General features: G+C 60.6%; 16 protein-coding genes and 1 other RNA gene. 7 read left to right on the top strand and 10 right to left on the bottom strand.

Annotated features, from left to right (window positions below):
- Positions 1-5: 5 nt before the first annotated feature.
- The 4 genes from sdhD to SIAM614_RS14105 all read right to left on the bottom strand — a co-directional run bounded on the left by sdhD (position 6) and on the right by SIAM614_RS14105 (position 2,818).
- On the bottom strand, positions 6-389 hold the full coding sequence (sdhD, locus tag SIAM614_RS14120; RefSeq protein WP_006935463.1) for a succinate dehydrogenase, hydrophobic membrane anchor protein: 384 nt from the start codon (positions 387-389) through the stop codon (positions 6-8).
- A gap of 10 nt (positions 390-399) precedes the next feature.
- The gene (sdhC, locus tag SIAM614_RS14115) at positions 400-798 is read right to left on the bottom strand and encodes a succinate dehydrogenase, cytochrome b556 subunit (protein ID WP_006935462.1); all 399 of its coding nucleotides are present in this window, start codon (positions 796-798) and stop codon (positions 400-402) included.
- Positions 799-1,075: 277 nt separating this feature from the next.
- Positions 1,076-2,011, bottom strand: a complete 936-nt coding sequence (locus SIAM614_RS14110; RefSeq protein ID WP_006935460.1) for a glutaminase — start codon at positions 2,009-2,011, stop codon at positions 1,076-1,078.
- Positions 2,012-2,119: 108 nt separating this feature from the next.
- Entirely contained in the window at positions 2,120-2,818 is a 699-nt protein-coding gene (locus tag SIAM614_RS14105) for a sulfate transporter family protein (protein WP_040440230.1), read from the bottom strand.
- A 194-nt stretch (positions 2,819-3,012) separates the two neighbouring features.
- On the opposite strand from SIAM614_RS14105, the gene SIAM614_RS30585 reads away from it, so the two are divergent.
- Positions 3,013-3,759 (top strand): class I SAM-dependent methyltransferase, encoded by a 747-nt coding sequence (locus tag SIAM614_RS30585; protein WP_006935458.1) that lies wholly within the window; start codon positions 3,013-3,015, stop codon positions 3,757-3,759.
- A 33-nt stretch (positions 3,760-3,792) separates the two neighbouring features.
- Here SIAM614_RS30585 and recR read toward each other — a convergent pair whose 3' ends face one another.
- From recR to SIAM614_RS14085, 3 genes are all read right to left on the bottom strand, one after another.
- A complete protein-coding gene (gene recR, locus SIAM614_RS14095) occupies positions 3,793-4,401 on the bottom strand; it encodes a recombination mediator RecR (RefSeq protein ID WP_006935457.1) in 609 nt (202 codons plus the stop codon).
- A 152-nt stretch (positions 4,402-4,553) separates the two neighbouring features.
- A complete protein-coding gene (locus SIAM614_RS14090; protein WP_006935456.1) occupies positions 4,554-4,874 on the bottom strand; it encodes a YbaB/EbfC family nucleoid-associated protein in 321 nt (106 codons plus the stop codon).
- An 89-nt stretch (positions 4,875-4,963) separates the two neighbouring features.
- Positions 4,964-6,823, bottom strand: coding sequence for a DNA polymerase III subunit gamma/tau (locus SIAM614_RS14085; RefSeq protein WP_208983994.1), 1,860 nt, complete (start codon positions 6,821-6,823; stop codon positions 4,964-4,966).
- A gap of 215 nt (positions 6,824-7,038) precedes the next feature.
- On the opposite strand from SIAM614_RS14085, the gene SIAM614_RS14080 reads away from it, so the two are divergent.
- Complete coding sequence (locus tag SIAM614_RS14080; protein ID WP_006935453.1) at positions 7,039-7,401, top strand: hypothetical protein; 363 nt, start codon at positions 7,039-7,041, stop codon at positions 7,399-7,401.
- A 13-nt stretch (positions 7,402-7,414) separates the two neighbouring features.
- On the opposite strand, the gene SIAM614_RS14075 is transcribed toward SIAM614_RS14080, so the two are convergent.
- From SIAM614_RS14075 to ffs, 3 genes are all read right to left on the bottom strand, one after another.
- The gene (locus tag SIAM614_RS14075) at positions 7,415-7,813 is read right to left on the bottom strand and encodes a hypothetical protein (protein WP_006935452.1); all 399 of its coding nucleotides are present in this window, start codon (positions 7,811-7,813) and stop codon (positions 7,415-7,417) included.
- Positions 7,800-8,060: a hypothetical protein gene (locus SIAM614_RS14070; RefSeq protein ID WP_006935451.1), complete on the bottom strand. Its 261-nt coding sequence runs from the start codon at positions 8,058-8,060 to the stop codon at positions 7,800-7,802. The genes SIAM614_RS14075 and SIAM614_RS14070 overlap by 14 nt, the downstream gene beginning before the upstream one ends.
- Positions 8,061-8,194: 134 nt before the next feature.
- Positions 8,195-8,292: signal recognition particle sRNA small type (ffs, locus tag SIAM614_RS31215), an RNA gene on the bottom strand.
- Positions 8,293-8,424: 132 nt separating this feature from the next.
- Between ffs and SIAM614_RS14065 the strand changes: the two genes are divergently transcribed.
- The 5 genes from SIAM614_RS14065 to SIAM614_RS14045 all read left to right on the top strand — a co-directional run bounded on the left by SIAM614_RS14065 (position 8,425) and on the right by SIAM614_RS14045 (position 13,281).
- Positions 8,425-8,844, top strand: a complete 420-nt coding sequence (locus tag SIAM614_RS14065; RefSeq protein ID WP_006935450.1) for an HIT domain-containing protein — start codon at positions 8,425-8,427, stop codon at positions 8,842-8,844.
- Positions 8,845-9,025: 181 nt separating this feature from the next.
- On the top strand, positions 9,026-9,976 hold the full coding sequence (gene nudC, locus SIAM614_RS14060) for an NAD(+) diphosphatase (RefSeq protein WP_006935449.1): 951 nt from the start codon (positions 9,026-9,028) through the stop codon (positions 9,974-9,976).
- Complete coding sequence (locus SIAM614_RS14055) at positions 9,976-10,554, top strand: histidine phosphatase family protein (RefSeq protein WP_006935448.1); 579 nt, start codon at positions 9,976-9,978, stop codon at positions 10,552-10,554. Before nudC ends, SIAM614_RS14055 begins: the two co-directional genes overlap by 1 nt.
- Positions 10,555-10,677: 123 nt before the next feature.
- Positions 10,678-11,835, top strand: coding sequence for a lytic murein transglycosylase (locus SIAM614_RS14050; protein WP_050789395.1), 1,158 nt, complete (start codon positions 10,678-10,680; stop codon positions 11,833-11,835).
- 180 nt (positions 11,836-12,015) lie between these two features.
- Complete coding sequence (locus tag SIAM614_RS14045) at positions 12,016-13,281, top strand: SulP family inorganic anion transporter (protein ID WP_006935445.1); 1,266 nt, start codon at positions 12,016-12,018, stop codon at positions 13,279-13,281.
- Positions 13,282-13,297 lie beyond the last annotated feature (16 nt).

The following is a 13,297-nucleotide window of genomic DNA, read 5'->3' as shown; positions in this document are numbered from 1 at the left end:
TCGGGTCAGCCTCCAAAGCCAATCTTGAGCACTGCGAAGACGCAGCCGAAACCGATAAAGGCGCAGAAGAAGGTGTTCGCCATCAATGTGAGGAACTTGATGCCTTCGCCATGCACATAGTCTTCGATGATCACCTGCATGCCGAGCTTCATGTGATAGACGCCCGACAGGATAACCAGGAGCAGGATGATTGAAACGAGCGGGTTCTTGAGGGTCTCGACCACATCAGCGTGGGTGGAGCCCTGCATTGCGATCACGAGGATCACGAAGAACGAGATCAGGAACACGTTGGCGACAGCGGTCAGACGCTGTTTCCAGAAGTGATCGGTGCCTTCCTTGGCAGATCCCAGGCCGCGAACCTTGTTCAGGGGTGTGCGCATATCCGTCATGACACTCTCCTTAGCGAACCGCGTAGCCGATGATCCAGAGGATCAGCGTGACGGAAACGGAACCGATGATGGTCGCCTTGGCGAGCCACTCGCGCGCTTCCTTGCCGAAGCCCGCGCCCATGTCCCAGATGAAGTGGCGCAGGCCACCGAGCATGTGATGCACAAGCGCCCAGGTGAAGCCGAACAGAATCAGACGGCCGATGATCGATCCGTAGATGCCGTTGACGAAATCGAAGTAGCTGGGGCCCGCCGCAGCGGCGATCAGCCACCAGGCCAGCAGGACGGTGCCGAAATAGAGCGCCGCGCCAGTGATGCGGTGCAGGATCGACATGACCATCGTCAGAATGGGCTTGTAAATCTGAAGATGGGGCGACAGCGGGCGGTTGCCCCGCAGATCGGCGTTCGACATGGAATTCCTCTCCCGTACGACGCTAGAGCGAAATGCGCTTAAGATGACCCGTCTGACCCTGTTTCCGACCCCGGACGAACCGGCGTGGTCTCTTGACCAAACGAACCAACCTCAACTCACCCTGCTCCAGTTTACGTTTACGCAAACGTAAGCAAATCAAAGCGTTGTCTAGGTGCGTAATAGCGCCAACGCTTCCAAAGGTCAAAACATCCTATAGGCCTAATTGACCGGAAACTACTTCTATATCGTTTAAATTCATCCGGTGACACAAAGTGACCTAAACGTGAGCGCCCTCGCCGCCATGGGGAACGCCGAACACCGACCAGCCGGTCTCGCGGGCAAAATGCTCCATTGCCTCGGTACCGAGCTTGGAGTTGCCGTAGCGGTTGAGGCCCGGTGACCAGACGGCGATGGACGCGCGGCTCGGCGAGATCACGAGGATGCCGCCGCCAACGCCGCTCTTGCCCGGCATGCCGACACGAAAGGCGAAATCACCCGAGCCGTCATAATGGCCGCAGGTCATCATGAGGGCGTTGATCCGTCGGCGCCGCTCAATGGACACAAGGCCCGGCATCCCTGGCGCGTCCACCAGAAAGCGGCCGGCAAGCGCGAGCTGTCGGCAGGACATTTCGATGGCGCACTGATGGCAATAGGTGCCGAGCACCTTGTCGACGGAGGACTGCAGGTTGCCATAGGAGGCAAGGTAGTGCGCGAGCGAGAAATTCCGGTGACCGGTGACAAGCTCCGATTTGGCGACCTTCTCGTTCATGTGGATGCTGTCGTCGTCGCAGGCCGCGCGGATGAACCTTAGCAGCTCACCCAACGCTTCGCGCGGCGTGGACCCGGCAAGATAGGTATCGGTCGTCACCAGTGCACCGGCATTGATGAACGGATTGCGCGGGATGCCCTCCTCGCGCTCCAGAAGCAGGATCGAATCGAAGGACAGGCCGGACGGTTCGCGGCCGACCCGGCGCCATAGCTGATCGCCCACGCGGCCAAGCGCCAGGGCGAGAGCAAAAATCTTGGAAACCGACTGGATGGAGAACGGCACATCGGCGTCGCCGGCGGTGAATACTCTGCCGTCTGTCAGCGCGATGGCCATGCCGAACTGGTTGGGATCGATCCCCGCCAATTCGGGAATATAGGTCGCGACATTGCCCTTCTCGGGGTTGGCTGCAGCCGCCTCCGCGATTTCCGTCAGCAATTCCTGCATGGGCTCCTCCACTTCGGAGGGGCACTTGGTCAGATCACACCGCGCAATGCAAGTGCCTTGGGTGCGTACAGCAACGAAACAGTTGCCCACGGAACCCTGCGCAAAAAGCTAGAGCGCGTCTTCCCGCGGCGCCGACGCGGGCACCGGTGCGCGGGCCGCCAGCAGCTTGTAGAGATGCAGCATGAAGATGGTTGCAAAAATGGGCGTCACCAGATTGAGGATCGGCACCGCAAGCAGGCCGGCGATGATCAGACCAGCCAGAAAAACGGTTCCGCCCCGCGCCTTGCGGAACGCCTTCGCTTCGGCTGCCGGAAGAAAGCGCATGGCGGCGAACTCGAAGAATTCCCGGCCAAGCAGGTAACCGTTCACCAGAAAGAAGGCGACCAGATTGACGCCGGGAACAAGCAGCAGAATCAGGGCAAACAGGTTGCCCACGATAACGACACCGGTGAACTTGAGGGTCTGAATGATTGACTGAGACAGCGGCAGCGCCCGGCCGGGCCGGTCGCCCGGGTAGTCCTTCTTGTCAACGATATCCGCAATCTCGTCCTGAAACAGGCCGGCGAAGAGAGCGGAAATCGGCGCGATCAGAAAACCGAGGACAAAAATCGCACCAATACCCGTCAGAACGGATATCGCCGTGTCCATCCAGCCATAGGGAAGCGCAACGAAGGCAGCGATGACACCCTGCAGGGCGAGCCAGATGACCACCAGCACGCCAAGTGTAAAGCCAAGCATCTTCCAGAAAATTGCCCGGAACGGCGGTTCGAACACCTCGGACATGGCGCGGGAGGCAGCTTGGAACATGACACCTTCAAATTTCTCGTGAACGACTGCTTCGACATAAGTGCGCCGCCGGTCATGTGCAAGCCTGCGCTTGAGTGCGGGCGCGAGTGCGGGCGTATCACTAAACTTATTGTTGTGTAATCACATTTCTGAAACTAGCATTTGCTGACCGGCCCTTGTTGCCGGCATGTTCCTCTCCTGCTCCGGACCCGCTGATGCTGCATCTTCATTTCAACCCAGAGACCGATGTCAGCAAGGTTCTGGCGCCTGAAGCCCTCAACATGTTCCAGTTCGAGTGGAAGATTTATCAAAAGCTCGTCCACGCCAACGAAATGCACCACCGGGAAATCGGCCAGCTCCTGCGAGATGAGATCGGCAGGCGTTTTGACAGGCCTTTCGCCTTTCTGGATCTGGCCTGCGGCGACGCCAGCCTTGCGCATATGGTCCTGAGAGCCAGCAAGGTTGCGACTTACGAGGGCCTGGATCTGTCGCGCCCGGCGCTGCAGTGCGCCGCCAGGGTCATGAAAGATGCGCCCTATGATGTGGAACTTGCCGAAGAGGACATGGTGGAAGGCATCCTGAGACGCCCGGCCAGCGCCAACTTCATCTGGTGCGGCTATTCCATCCATCATCTTCAGCGCGCGCAACAACAGGAAATGCTGTCAGCGATCCGGGACGCGCTCAAGCCGGGCGGCGTCTTCGTCTGCGCGGAACCTGTGTGCCTGCCCGGCGAAACCCGGACCGAGTATACACGCCGCTGGCAGGCGGAACTGCGCCATCGGTTCCGCTCGCTAACCGAGGCCGAATACGCCCACCTCTGGCAGCACATCAGCACGCACGACTTTCCCGAAGCCCCGGAGGACTGGGTGGCAATGGGCAAGACGGCCGGCTTTGCAACAAGCCGGGAGATCTTCCGGTTTCCCGGTGATCTGTTTTGCGCCGCGTTTTTATACGAGAGGTAAGCGAAGTGACGGGGCCCGGCGTCCGGCGCGCCCCTAGAACCGCGTCCGGGCGCGCAGCGCCTGTGCCAGCGTGCCTTCATCCAGATAGTCCAGTTCGCCGCCGACCGGCACACCATGGGCGAGCCGGGTGACATTGACCTCAAGATGAGACAACTGGTCCATGATGTAGTGGGCCGTGGTCTGGCCCTCCACGGTGGCGTTGATCGCCAGAATGACTTCGGAGAAGCCCTCCGACCCGCAGCGGTCGATCAGCGACGCAAGGTTGAGATCGTCCGGACCGATGCCATCGAGAGGCGACAGGTTGCCGCCGAGGACGTGGTAACGGGCGTTGACCGCCCCCGCGCGCTCCAATGCCCAGAGGTCGGCAACATCCTCGACCACGACCAGAACGCTCTGGTCGCGCTTGGGATCTGAACAGATCGTGCAGGGATCGGAGGTATCAACCGTGCCGCAGGTGGAACAGATGCCGATTTCCCGAACCGCGATGCCCATGGCCTCCGCCAGTGGCACAAGAAGCTGATCCTTTTTCTTGATCAGGTGCAGTGCGGCACGGCGCGCCGACCGTGGACCAAGCCCCGGCAACTTTGCCAGGAGCTGGATCAGCCGTTCGATTTCCGGTCCTGCCACACTTTTCTGCGCCATGGTTATCTCTTCACCGCACGTTGCCGACCACCTGATAAATCCACCGCGTCAAACCCACCAAGCCGCGTCTTTGAAGTCGAGGACGCGGTAAAAGAGCCGGATCACGAGGCAAAGCGCGAGGCCGGATCGGCCTCCGCGCCCTTCAACCGGTGTCAGAACGGCAATTTCATGCCGGCGGGCAGGCCAAGACCACCCATCAGTTCCTGGGTTTTTTCCTGAATGGCCTGCTCGACCTTGGCACGGGCTTCGGTGTGAGCGGCAATCAGCAGATCCTCGAGGATCTCCTTTTCCTCTTCCTTCAGAAGAGACGGATCGATCGACAGCGATTTCAGATCGCTCTTGCCGTTGAGACGCACGGTGACCAGGCCACCACCGGCCGAGCCCTCGGCCTCGATCTCAACGATCTGCTCCTGCAGCGAGCCCATCTGCTCCTGCATTTGCTTGGCCTGTTTCATCATCTTGAGGAAATCCATGGAATGTCTCCTTCCAAACCCTCACGTGGCGCGGATTTCCGCGACCTTACCTATCTGGGAACTGCATTTAGAAGAACAAGAAGCGCGGATCAATCGTCTTCGTCATCACCGAGCGCTTCGCTCAGGAGCGGATCGCTGACCATCGGGTCGGCCAGAGCGGCGGCGTCTTCTTCGGTTACCTGAACCTTGACGTCGACCACACGGGCGCCGGGGAACTGCGCCAGCAGGGCAGCAACGGTCGGGTGTGACTTCGCGTCGGACAGAAGCTGCTGCTGATTGGCCTCCTGCTCCTCGTGGATGGTCGGGCGGCCCTGGTTGCGCGAAACCACGACGAACCAGCGCTGTCCTGTCCATTCGGTCAGCTTGCGGCCAAACTCGCCGGCTATGTCGGCCGGTGCATCGTCCGTCGGCTGGATCTCGATCTTGCCGGGCTCGAATTTCACCAGCCGCATGAGGCGCTGGATCTTCACCTTGAACGGAATGTCGCCCTTTTCGGACGCAAGGGCGGCGCAGTCATAAAGGTTCTTCAGATTATACGCCGGCTGGGCCTGCGGTTCGGGCGCGGCTTGTGGCGCCGTCTGAGGCGCGGGCCTGCCCCCCTGAATGGCCGAAAGCTGCGGACGGCCGCTTGCCTGCATGGTCGGGCCACTGCCTGAATTGCCTGAGGCATAGTTCATGCCGACAGCCATTGCCGACGGACCGCCGCCGCCACCTGAAGGAGCCGCACCGCCACCGGACAGCCCAGCGCCGCCAAACGGGTTCTGGCCGTTCTTGATCTGCGCCATCAGATCGCCCGGGTCCGGCAGGTCCGCGGCATAGGCGAGGCGTACCAGCACCATGTCCGCCGCGGCCAGCGGCTTGGAGGCTGCCTGTACTTCCTGAACGCCCTTCAGCAGGATCTGCCAGGCACGGGACAAGAGCCGCACGGAGATCTGCTCGGCGAATTCACGGCCACGCGCCCGCTCAGCCTCGGTAACGGACGCTTCGTCCGCCGATTTCGGCGCAACCTTCATTCGGGTGACAAGATGGGTGAAGTCCGCCAGATCCGTCAGAACAATGGCCGGGTCCGCGCCAACTTCGTATTGCGCCTGCAATTCGCCCAGCGCGTCCTCGATCCGGCCTGCCATGATGTGGCCGAACAGGTCGATCACCCGGGCGCGGTCCGCAAGACCGAGCATCTGGCGCAGGTCTTCCGCCTCGATAGCACCGGCGCCATGGGCCATGGCCTGGTCGAGCAGCGACAGGGAATCGCGCGCCGAGCCCTCACCAGCGCGGGCGATCAGCATCAGGGCTTCGTCGGAAATCTGGATGCCTTCGGCGTCGGAGATCCGTCGCAACAGACCGATCAGCTTGGACTGGTCGATCCGGCGCAGGTCAAACCGCTGGCACCGCGACAGGACGGTGATCGGCACCTTGCGGATTTCCGTCGTCGCGAAGATGAATTTCACATGCTCCGGCGGCTCTTCCAGGGTCTTCAGCAAGCCGTTGAAAGCCGCATTCGAGAGCATGTGCACTTCGTCGATGATGTAGACCTTGTAGCGCGCCGTTGCCGGGCGATAGCGGGCCGCATCGATAATCTCGCGAATATCGTTGATACCGGTATGGGAGGCGGCGTCCATCTCGATGACGTCGACATGGCGGCCTTCCATGATGGCCTTGCAGTGCGTGCCTTCCTGGGTCAGCTTCACCGTGGGCCTGTCGGCGACACCCGGCACTTCGTAGTTCAGGCCCCGGGCCAGAATACGGGCTGTTGTCGTCTTGCCGACACCGCGCACGCCGGTCAGCATCCAGGCCTGCGCGATCCGCCCGGTTTCAAACGCGTTTTCCAGCGTCTGTACCATCGGCTCCTGGCCGACCAGATCCTCAAAGGTCTTCGGCCGGTACTTGCGCGCAAGAACACGGTAGGCGCCATCGTCAGCCGCCGGTTTCGCCGCGCCCTGACCCGCCATCAATCCCGGCGTCTGTCCGCCGCCATTTTCCGAAAAGCCTGTCTCGTCCATGAGCCGCACCATAACCATTTTTTTGAAAAGTGGGACGGGCTTTTGAAAGTTTTTGTGCGTTGTCCGGCAACAGATCGCATCGCCCGGGGGGAACCTTTTGCCACAGGTGCGCATTGAGTCACTACCGGTCGTGATTTCCCGCCGGTTTTCACACCGGAGACGATATGTCTGGAAAACTCTCGAACGACCTGTTCAGCCTGTGGTTCCAGGCCCCTGTCGTCATCGCGCTGCGCAGCCAGAACTGGGCCGCGAGCCTGCAGGCAGGCACGTTGAACTCAAATCCGGAACTGCATCGAATGGTCAGCGAAAAGACAGCCGCTGCCACGGAAAGCGCACTTGCGCTGAATGCGGAACTGATGCGCAACGGAATGAAATCGGTTCAGCGCTTCTGGCTGGGTCGGCAATCTCTGTCTACTACAAGCCGGGTTTCAACAGGTTTAGGCCGATCGGTCGTCGCCAAAAGTGTGCGGCCGTTTGCCAAGCGCGTGCGTGCCAACGCCAAACGTCTCGGCAAAAAGCGCCGCTAGCCGCCGATTTGGTTCAGCCATTATATCGGTCCGGCAACAGAAACCTGTGCCGTGCGCTTTCCGACCCGAGCCGCGCATCCGAATACCACGTCGCCATAAGTGCCTGTGAGCTGAGGTCAGGGTTCTTCGCAAGGAACTCGCCGAAGGTTTCGTGCGGCGTCTCGGCCATTCGCTCCGACAGGATGCCAAGGAAAGCCAGGGTAATGGTCGTGTTGAATTTTTCCGGAACTCCTGCCCTGGCCGCAAGACCGCGCAGCGCGTTGCCATATCGGCAGGCTGCATCGAGAAACTCGTATTGCTGCAGCATCTGACAGGCCACGCCGATATGATCCACGTGGCTGAAGCCTTTCGCATCCAGCCGTCCGGCTTCGAACCGGGTGGCAAGCTCTGCGTAGTCCCTAAGCTCCGGCATCCGTTTCATCCCTCAGTTTGTGGCTGTCGACCGCGCTTAGATCCAGATCGTAGACGCTCTTGAGCTGGCGGATCTTGTCCAGCGTTTCATCCGAAAAGGGCGGTTTGTTTTCAAAGGCATGCAGCGCCATGCCCTCGATCAGGTCGCCAAGGCTGATGTCCAGATGTTCGGCCAGGCCCTTGAGGACCTTGAGCAGCCGCTTTTCCAGACGCACACCGGTCTGAACGCGTTCAATTGATTTTTGCATGATGTTATTTTGGTACCAATGTACCTTTTTGTCAACTTGTCGGTCTGAAACGAAGCGGACCGCACCTTGGACAACAAAAAAGCACCGCGGCGAACCAGCGGTGCTTTTTGGCAAAGCTTGAGACTTTGAATAGGGTGGGAGGCTGGCACGATGACCCGTGCCGAGGCTCGTTAGGGCTGCTTCCTTCCGGACCTGACCCGGTTGGCGAGTGGCTCGTCCACCACCAACCTCCCGAGGGCCTTATATCAGAAGAACGATGGGGTTTGGCAAGGGGGCAACACGGTTTTTTGTTCGCCGGGAAATCACACTCCCAAACCCGGCACGAAGCGTGTAGCCTTCGGGAAATTCTGCCCGGAGTCGTTTCATGTCATCCTTTGCCCTCAATCCCCGCCTCGAAGGCGACAGTTACTTCGTCACCGACCTGACGCTGTGCACCGTCCGCCTGCTGAAAGACGCCAATTATCCCTGGTTGCTGCTCATTCCGCGCAAGTCGGATCTGGTCGAGATCATCGACCTGGAAGAAGCGGATCAGATGCAGTTGATGCGTGAAATCGCTCTGGCCAGCCAGGTCCTGCGTGACGTCACCGATTGTGAAAAACTCAATGTCGGCGCTCTTGGAAACCAGGTGTCGCAACTGCATGTCCACGTGATCGGCCGTTATCGGGAAGATGCCGCCTGGCCGGGCCCGGTCTGGGGAGCTGCGCAGGCGCAGCCGTATTCCCACGACAAGGTGGAAGCCCTGATCGAAAAGCTGCGGGATGCGCTTGCCGGTGACGACGACTGATTTCGGATCCATTCGGATTTCGGATCCAAGCAGTGCGCTTCTGCCCCGCACCTGTTTTATTCTGATTCCAGATGTGACCGGCAGCAGCGGCGGGAACCGGTTTCTCCGCCCCTCAAAATGCATTAGGTGAAGACCCAGCGTCTTTTGAACTCCCTCCCCTTTCTCTTCCAAGGACTTTGACATGCACGCCACATCCGCCGGTTCCCTGGCCATGGACATGAGTTTCCTCGGCAATACGCTTGACCGGCAATCGACACGGCGTGGCGACACCGCTTATCTGGCAAGTCTTCTGGAAAAGCCGGACACACGGATCGTGCTGTCTACGGACCGGACACTGGTCTTCAAGGCCGGAGAGAGCCTTTCCCTCGGGCACGGTCTGGAGGATGCGCTGTCGCTTGGGGCTGTGCGGGAAGAAATGATCTTCCTGGGCCTGCGCCCGGAAAACGGAGAGGCGCTGTTCGCGACCGCCCTGCCGGCAACGGACGAAGACCTTGCGGAGCGCACCGACCTTCAACTCATCGACTTGCGAACCCTTGCCTTGCAGAATGCCTTCGCACCGCAGGACATGGGCGCCCTTGCGCAGGCCAGAGCCCTGATCCACTGGCACCGCACCCACCAGTTCTGTTCGCGCTGTGGTGAAAAGAGCCAACTGGCTGAAGCCGGGTACCGGCGCGACTGCCCGTCCTGTGGCGGTCAGCATTTTCCGCGCACGGACCCATGCGTGATCATGCTGATTACCGACGAGACCGGCGAAAAGGCCCTTCTGGGCCGCCCGGCCCGGCTTGCGGAGGGCATTTACACCACGCTTGCCGGTTTCATGGAGCCGGGTGAAACCATCGAACAGGCCGTGCGCCGCGAGACGCTGGAAGAAAGCGGCATCGTGGTTGGCGATGTCCGTCTGCTTGCCAATCAGCCCTGGCCCTTTCCGGCCAATCTGATGCTCGGCTGCATTGGCAGGGCGACCTCCTTCGAGATCGCCATCGAAGACGACGAGCTTGAAGCCTGCAAATGGTGCGACCGGGAGGAAGTCCGGCAAATGGTGGCCGGCACGCATCCGGAAGGCCACAGGATTCCGCCTTCGATCTCCATCGCCTTTGAACTGATCAAGGGCTGGCTCGACGGAACTCTCTGATGACCTGGTGTGCCTACCTGACCCATCCGGAGGTCCTCATCGATCAGGATGTTCCCGTACCGGAGTGGGGCCTGTCGGAGACGGGGCGTGAGCGGGCGACGAAAGCCACCTTCCTGCCGTTTGCCAAGGACATCCGTCAGGTGATCTCCAGCGCGGAAAGGAAGGCACTTGAAACCGCTCAGGTCTTCGCCGGCCGCCTTGGCGTCTTTCAGCGCGCGCTTCCTTTCCTGCACGAGAACGACCGCAGCGCAACCGGCTTTCTACCGCCGGAAGAGTTCGAGCAGACCGCCGATCTTTTCTTTGCCGAGCCGCACACTTCCGCGCGCGGCTGGGAGCGGGCGATCGATGCCCAGGACCGGATCGTCAACGGCGTCAAAAGCGCCTTGCGCCACATTCCGGAAGCAGACCCGGTGCTGTTCGTTGGTCATGGCGCTGTCGGAACGCTGCTGATGTGCCACCTCATGGCCACGCCGATTTCCCGGCACCACGACCAGAGACGCGGCGGTAGCTGGTACCGTTTCGAAAAATCCTGGCTGATGACACAGGCCGGACGTAATTTGGCTTGGACAGACCTCTAAGCACGGTCGGACGCGGACCTGGAACATGTTAGGCTGCACGGACCTTTCGTGATCCGGGAGCCCGATGTGATCTGCCGCCTGCCGAAGCTTGTTCTTGCGACCCTGACCTGCCTTGCCGCTGCCATGCTGCCCGCGGAAGCAGGCCAATACGACGCCCAGTTCCGTCAGTTCCTGTCGTCGGAAGTCGTTCCGGCGGCACGCCAGCAGGGCATTTCCCAGGCGACCCTCGACAGGGAGCTGAAAGGCCTGACACCGGACACCTCCCTGCCCGGTCTGGTCGGCCCCGGCGGCAAGGGCGCCCCGCCCAAGATCAACTTTCAGGCCGAATTCAGCTCTCCCAGCCGCTATTTCCGGGACAGCCAGTTCAACGCCCTTGTGCCGCGCGGACGGTCGCTGATGCAGAAACACGCGGCCGTCCTGTCACGGATCGAAGCGAAATACGGCGTCCCAAGCCGGATCATCCTGGCAATCTGGGCAAGGGAATCGGGTTATGGCGGTGCCAAGATCCCCTATGACGCGATCCGCGTGCTGGCTACACAAGCCTTCATGGGCCAGAGGCCTGACTTCTTCAAAGGCGAGCTGATCGCCGGGCTGAAGATCCTGCAAAATGGCGATGTCTCCCGGCAAGGCATGAAAAGCTCCTGGGGCGGCGCTATGGGACAACCGCAGTTCCTGCCGTCCTCCTTCTGGAAATACGCGGTGGATTTCGACGGTGACGGCAAGCGCAACATCTGGACCTCCGACATCGACACCATGGCCTCCATCGCCCATTACCTTTCGGCCCATGGCTGGATAGCTGACCGGGACTGGGGCTACGAGGTGTTCCTGCCCGACAACATTTCCTGCACACGAGAGGGGCCGGACAACCGACAGAAGATTTCCGACTTTGTGCGCGAGGGTGTCAAACGTGTCAGCGGCAAGCCCTTTCCGGCCAATGAAATCAACCGGCCGGGCAACATCCTGCTGCCCGCCGGCCGGTATGGCCCGGCCTTCATCGCCACGGAAAATTTCTACGTCATCAAGGACTACAACGAGAGTGACACCTATGCGCTCTTCGTCGGCCATCTGGCAGACCGCTATGGCAACAACAGCGGTTTTGTCGGTGACTGGAAACCGATGAAAGAAACCACCCGGGGTGCCGTGCGGAACCTGCAGCAAAGGCTTGAAGGCCTTGGGCATGATGTCGGTGGAGCCGACGGTCTGATCGGCTTCAAGACCCGCCGTTCGATTGGCAAGGATCAGGAGAAGAACGGTTTTTTTGCGACTTGCTGGGTCGGCTAGAGCCCACGGCCAATACTCTCCAGGGTTGTATTTAAAAACCCCTGTGAACTCAGTCCTTTCCGGTTCATCCCTGCCGTGACCAAGCGCCGCGGCGCACCGGTTTCAACAAACAGTTGATTTTAGGCATGCAGTGCGAAAGACTGTGCGAACATCCTTCCTCACTGCTTCTCTGGTGCCTGCATGCGGCTCCCCAAGATCGTTACCACTTTGCAGGATTATTCCCTGCCGCTCTTCCGTGCCGACCTTGTCGCCGGGATCACCGTTGCCATGGTTGCCCTGCCTCTCAGCCTGGCAATCGCCATCGCATCAGGCGCCGATCCGGCCAAGGGATTGGTGACCGCAATCATCGGCGGTTTCTTCATCTCGCTTCTGGGCGGCAGCCGGGTACAGATCGGCGGGCCGACCGGTGCGTTCATCGTGGTGGTTTACGGCGTCATTGCCGACCATGGCTATGACGGGCTGGTTCTGGCCACATTCATGGCCGGGATCCTGCTTCTGATCGGTGGATATTTCCGGATCGGCAGATTGATCCGCTATGTGCCGGAGGCCGTGGTCAACGGTTTTACCATCGGCATCGCGGTCATCATTGCCTCCAGCCAGATCAAGGATTTTTTCGGCCTTCAGATCTCTGAGGTTCCGGCGGACTTCCTGGAGAAGCTTCCCGTCCTGTGGGAAGCGCGGGATACCGCGTCTCTCGCCGCCAGCATCCTTGCCCTGGTCACACTGGTGCTGATCGTTGTCCTGCGCCGGCTGGCACCTGCCTTTCCGGGACTGATCGTCGCGGTATCCGCAGCCTCGCTTGTTGCGGTCCTGGCGACCCTGCCGGTGGAGACCATTGCCTCGCGCTTTGGCGCGCTGCCCAACACGCTGCCGTTTCCGGAGCTGCCGAGCGTCACGGTTGCGCGGGTGGTGGAACTGTTTCCCTCCGCCATCGTGATTGCCTTTCTGGCCGGTGTTGAATCGCTTCTGTCGGCAATGGTTGCCGACAGGATGATCGAGGGCAGCCACCGCCCCAATGCCGAAATGCTGGCCCAGGGAACGGCCAATATCGCGTCCTCCCTGTTCGGTGGCCTGCCCGCCACGGGCGCCATTGCACGCACGGCCACCAACGTTCGGGCCGGTGGCAAAACACCCGTTTCCGGGTTGGTGCATGCGCTCACCATCCTGCTGATCATGCTGGTGGCCGCGCCCTTGGCCGGATATCTGGCCTTGCCCGCAATGGCGGCACTGCTGGTCCTGACAGCCTGGGGCATGAGCGAACCGCACAAGTGGAAAACCTATCTGAGCGCGCCGATGGCCGACCGGCTGCTGCTCTTGACCACCTTGATCCTCACGGTTCTGATCGATCTGACCGTCGCGATCGGCGTCGGTGTGTCTATCGGTCTTGCGCTCAAACTACGTGAACGCAAGAAGCAGCCCGACGACTGGTCGATGCCCGAACGCTGAGCTGGCGTCATCGCGA

The organism is Roseibium aggregatum IAM 12614 (genome assembly GCF_000168975.1).
GTDB lineage: Bacteria > Pseudomonadota > Alphaproteobacteria > Rhizobiales > Stappiaceae > Roseibium > Roseibium aggregatum.
Note: the sequence above shows the minus strand (reverse complement) of the source record. Positions and strands in the feature narration are given on the sequence as shown.

Bases quoted from the DNA above. Each gene is read 5' to 3' on its own strand.
- SIAM614_RS14070 (WP_006935451.1), bottom strand. From the start codon at position 8,060: ATGCAAAAATCAATTGAACGCGTTCAGACCGGTGTGCGTCTGGAAAAG.
- SIAM614_RS30585 (WP_006935458.1), top strand. From the start codon at position 3,013: ATGCTGCATCTTCATTTCAACCCAGAGACCGATGTCAGCAAGGTTCTG.
- SIAM614_RS14110 (WP_006935460.1), bottom strand. From the start codon at position 2,011: ATGCAGGAATTGCTGACGGAAATCGCGGAGGCGGCTGCAGCCAACCCC.
- SIAM614_RS14085 (WP_208983994.1), bottom strand. From the start codon at position 6,823: ATGGCGGGTCAGGGCGCGGCGAAACCGGCGGCTGACGATGGCGCCTAC.
- SIAM614_RS14090 (WP_006935456.1), bottom strand. From the start codon at position 4,874: ATGGATTTCCTCAAGATGATGAAACAGGCCAAGCAAATGCAGGAGCAG.
- sdhD (WP_006935463.1), bottom strand. From the start codon at position 389: ATGACGGATATGCGCACACCCCTGAACAAGGTTCGCGGCCTGGGATCT.
- SIAM614_RS14065 (WP_006935450.1), top strand. From the start codon at position 8,425: ATGTCATCCTTTGCCCTCAATCCCCGCCTCGAAGGCGACAGTTACTTC.
- SIAM614_RS14105 (WP_040440230.1), bottom strand. From the start codon at position 2,818: ATGTTCCAAGCTGCCTCCCGCGCCATGTCCGAGGTGTTCGAACCGCCG.
- SIAM614_RS14045 (WP_006935445.1), top strand. From the start codon at position 12,016: ATGCGGCTCCCCAAGATCGTTACCACTTTGCAGGATTATTCCCTGCCG.
- SIAM614_RS14055 (WP_006935448.1), top strand. From the start codon at position 9,976: ATGACCTGGTGTGCCTACCTGACCCATCCGGAGGTCCTCATCGATCAG.
- nudC (WP_006935449.1), top strand. From the start codon at position 9,026: ATGCACGCCACATCCGCCGGTTCCCTGGCCATGGACATGAGTTTCCTC.
- SIAM614_RS14080 (WP_006935453.1), top strand. From the start codon at position 7,039: ATGTCTGGAAAACTCTCGAACGACCTGTTCAGCCTGTGGTTCCAGGCC.
- SIAM614_RS14075 (WP_006935452.1), bottom strand. From the start codon at position 7,813: ATGCCGGAGCTTAGGGACTACGCAGAGCTTGCCACCCGGTTCGAAGCC.
- recR (WP_006935457.1), bottom strand. From the start codon at position 4,401: ATGGCGCAGAAAAGTGTGGCAGGACCGGAAATCGAACGGCTGATCCAG.
- sdhC (WP_006935462.1), bottom strand. From the start codon at position 798: ATGTCGAACGCCGATCTGCGGGGCAACCGCCCGCTGTCGCCCCATCTT.
- SIAM614_RS14050 (WP_050789395.1), top strand. From the start codon at position 10,678: ATGCTGCCCGCGGAAGCAGGCCAATACGACGCCCAGTTCCGTCAGTTC.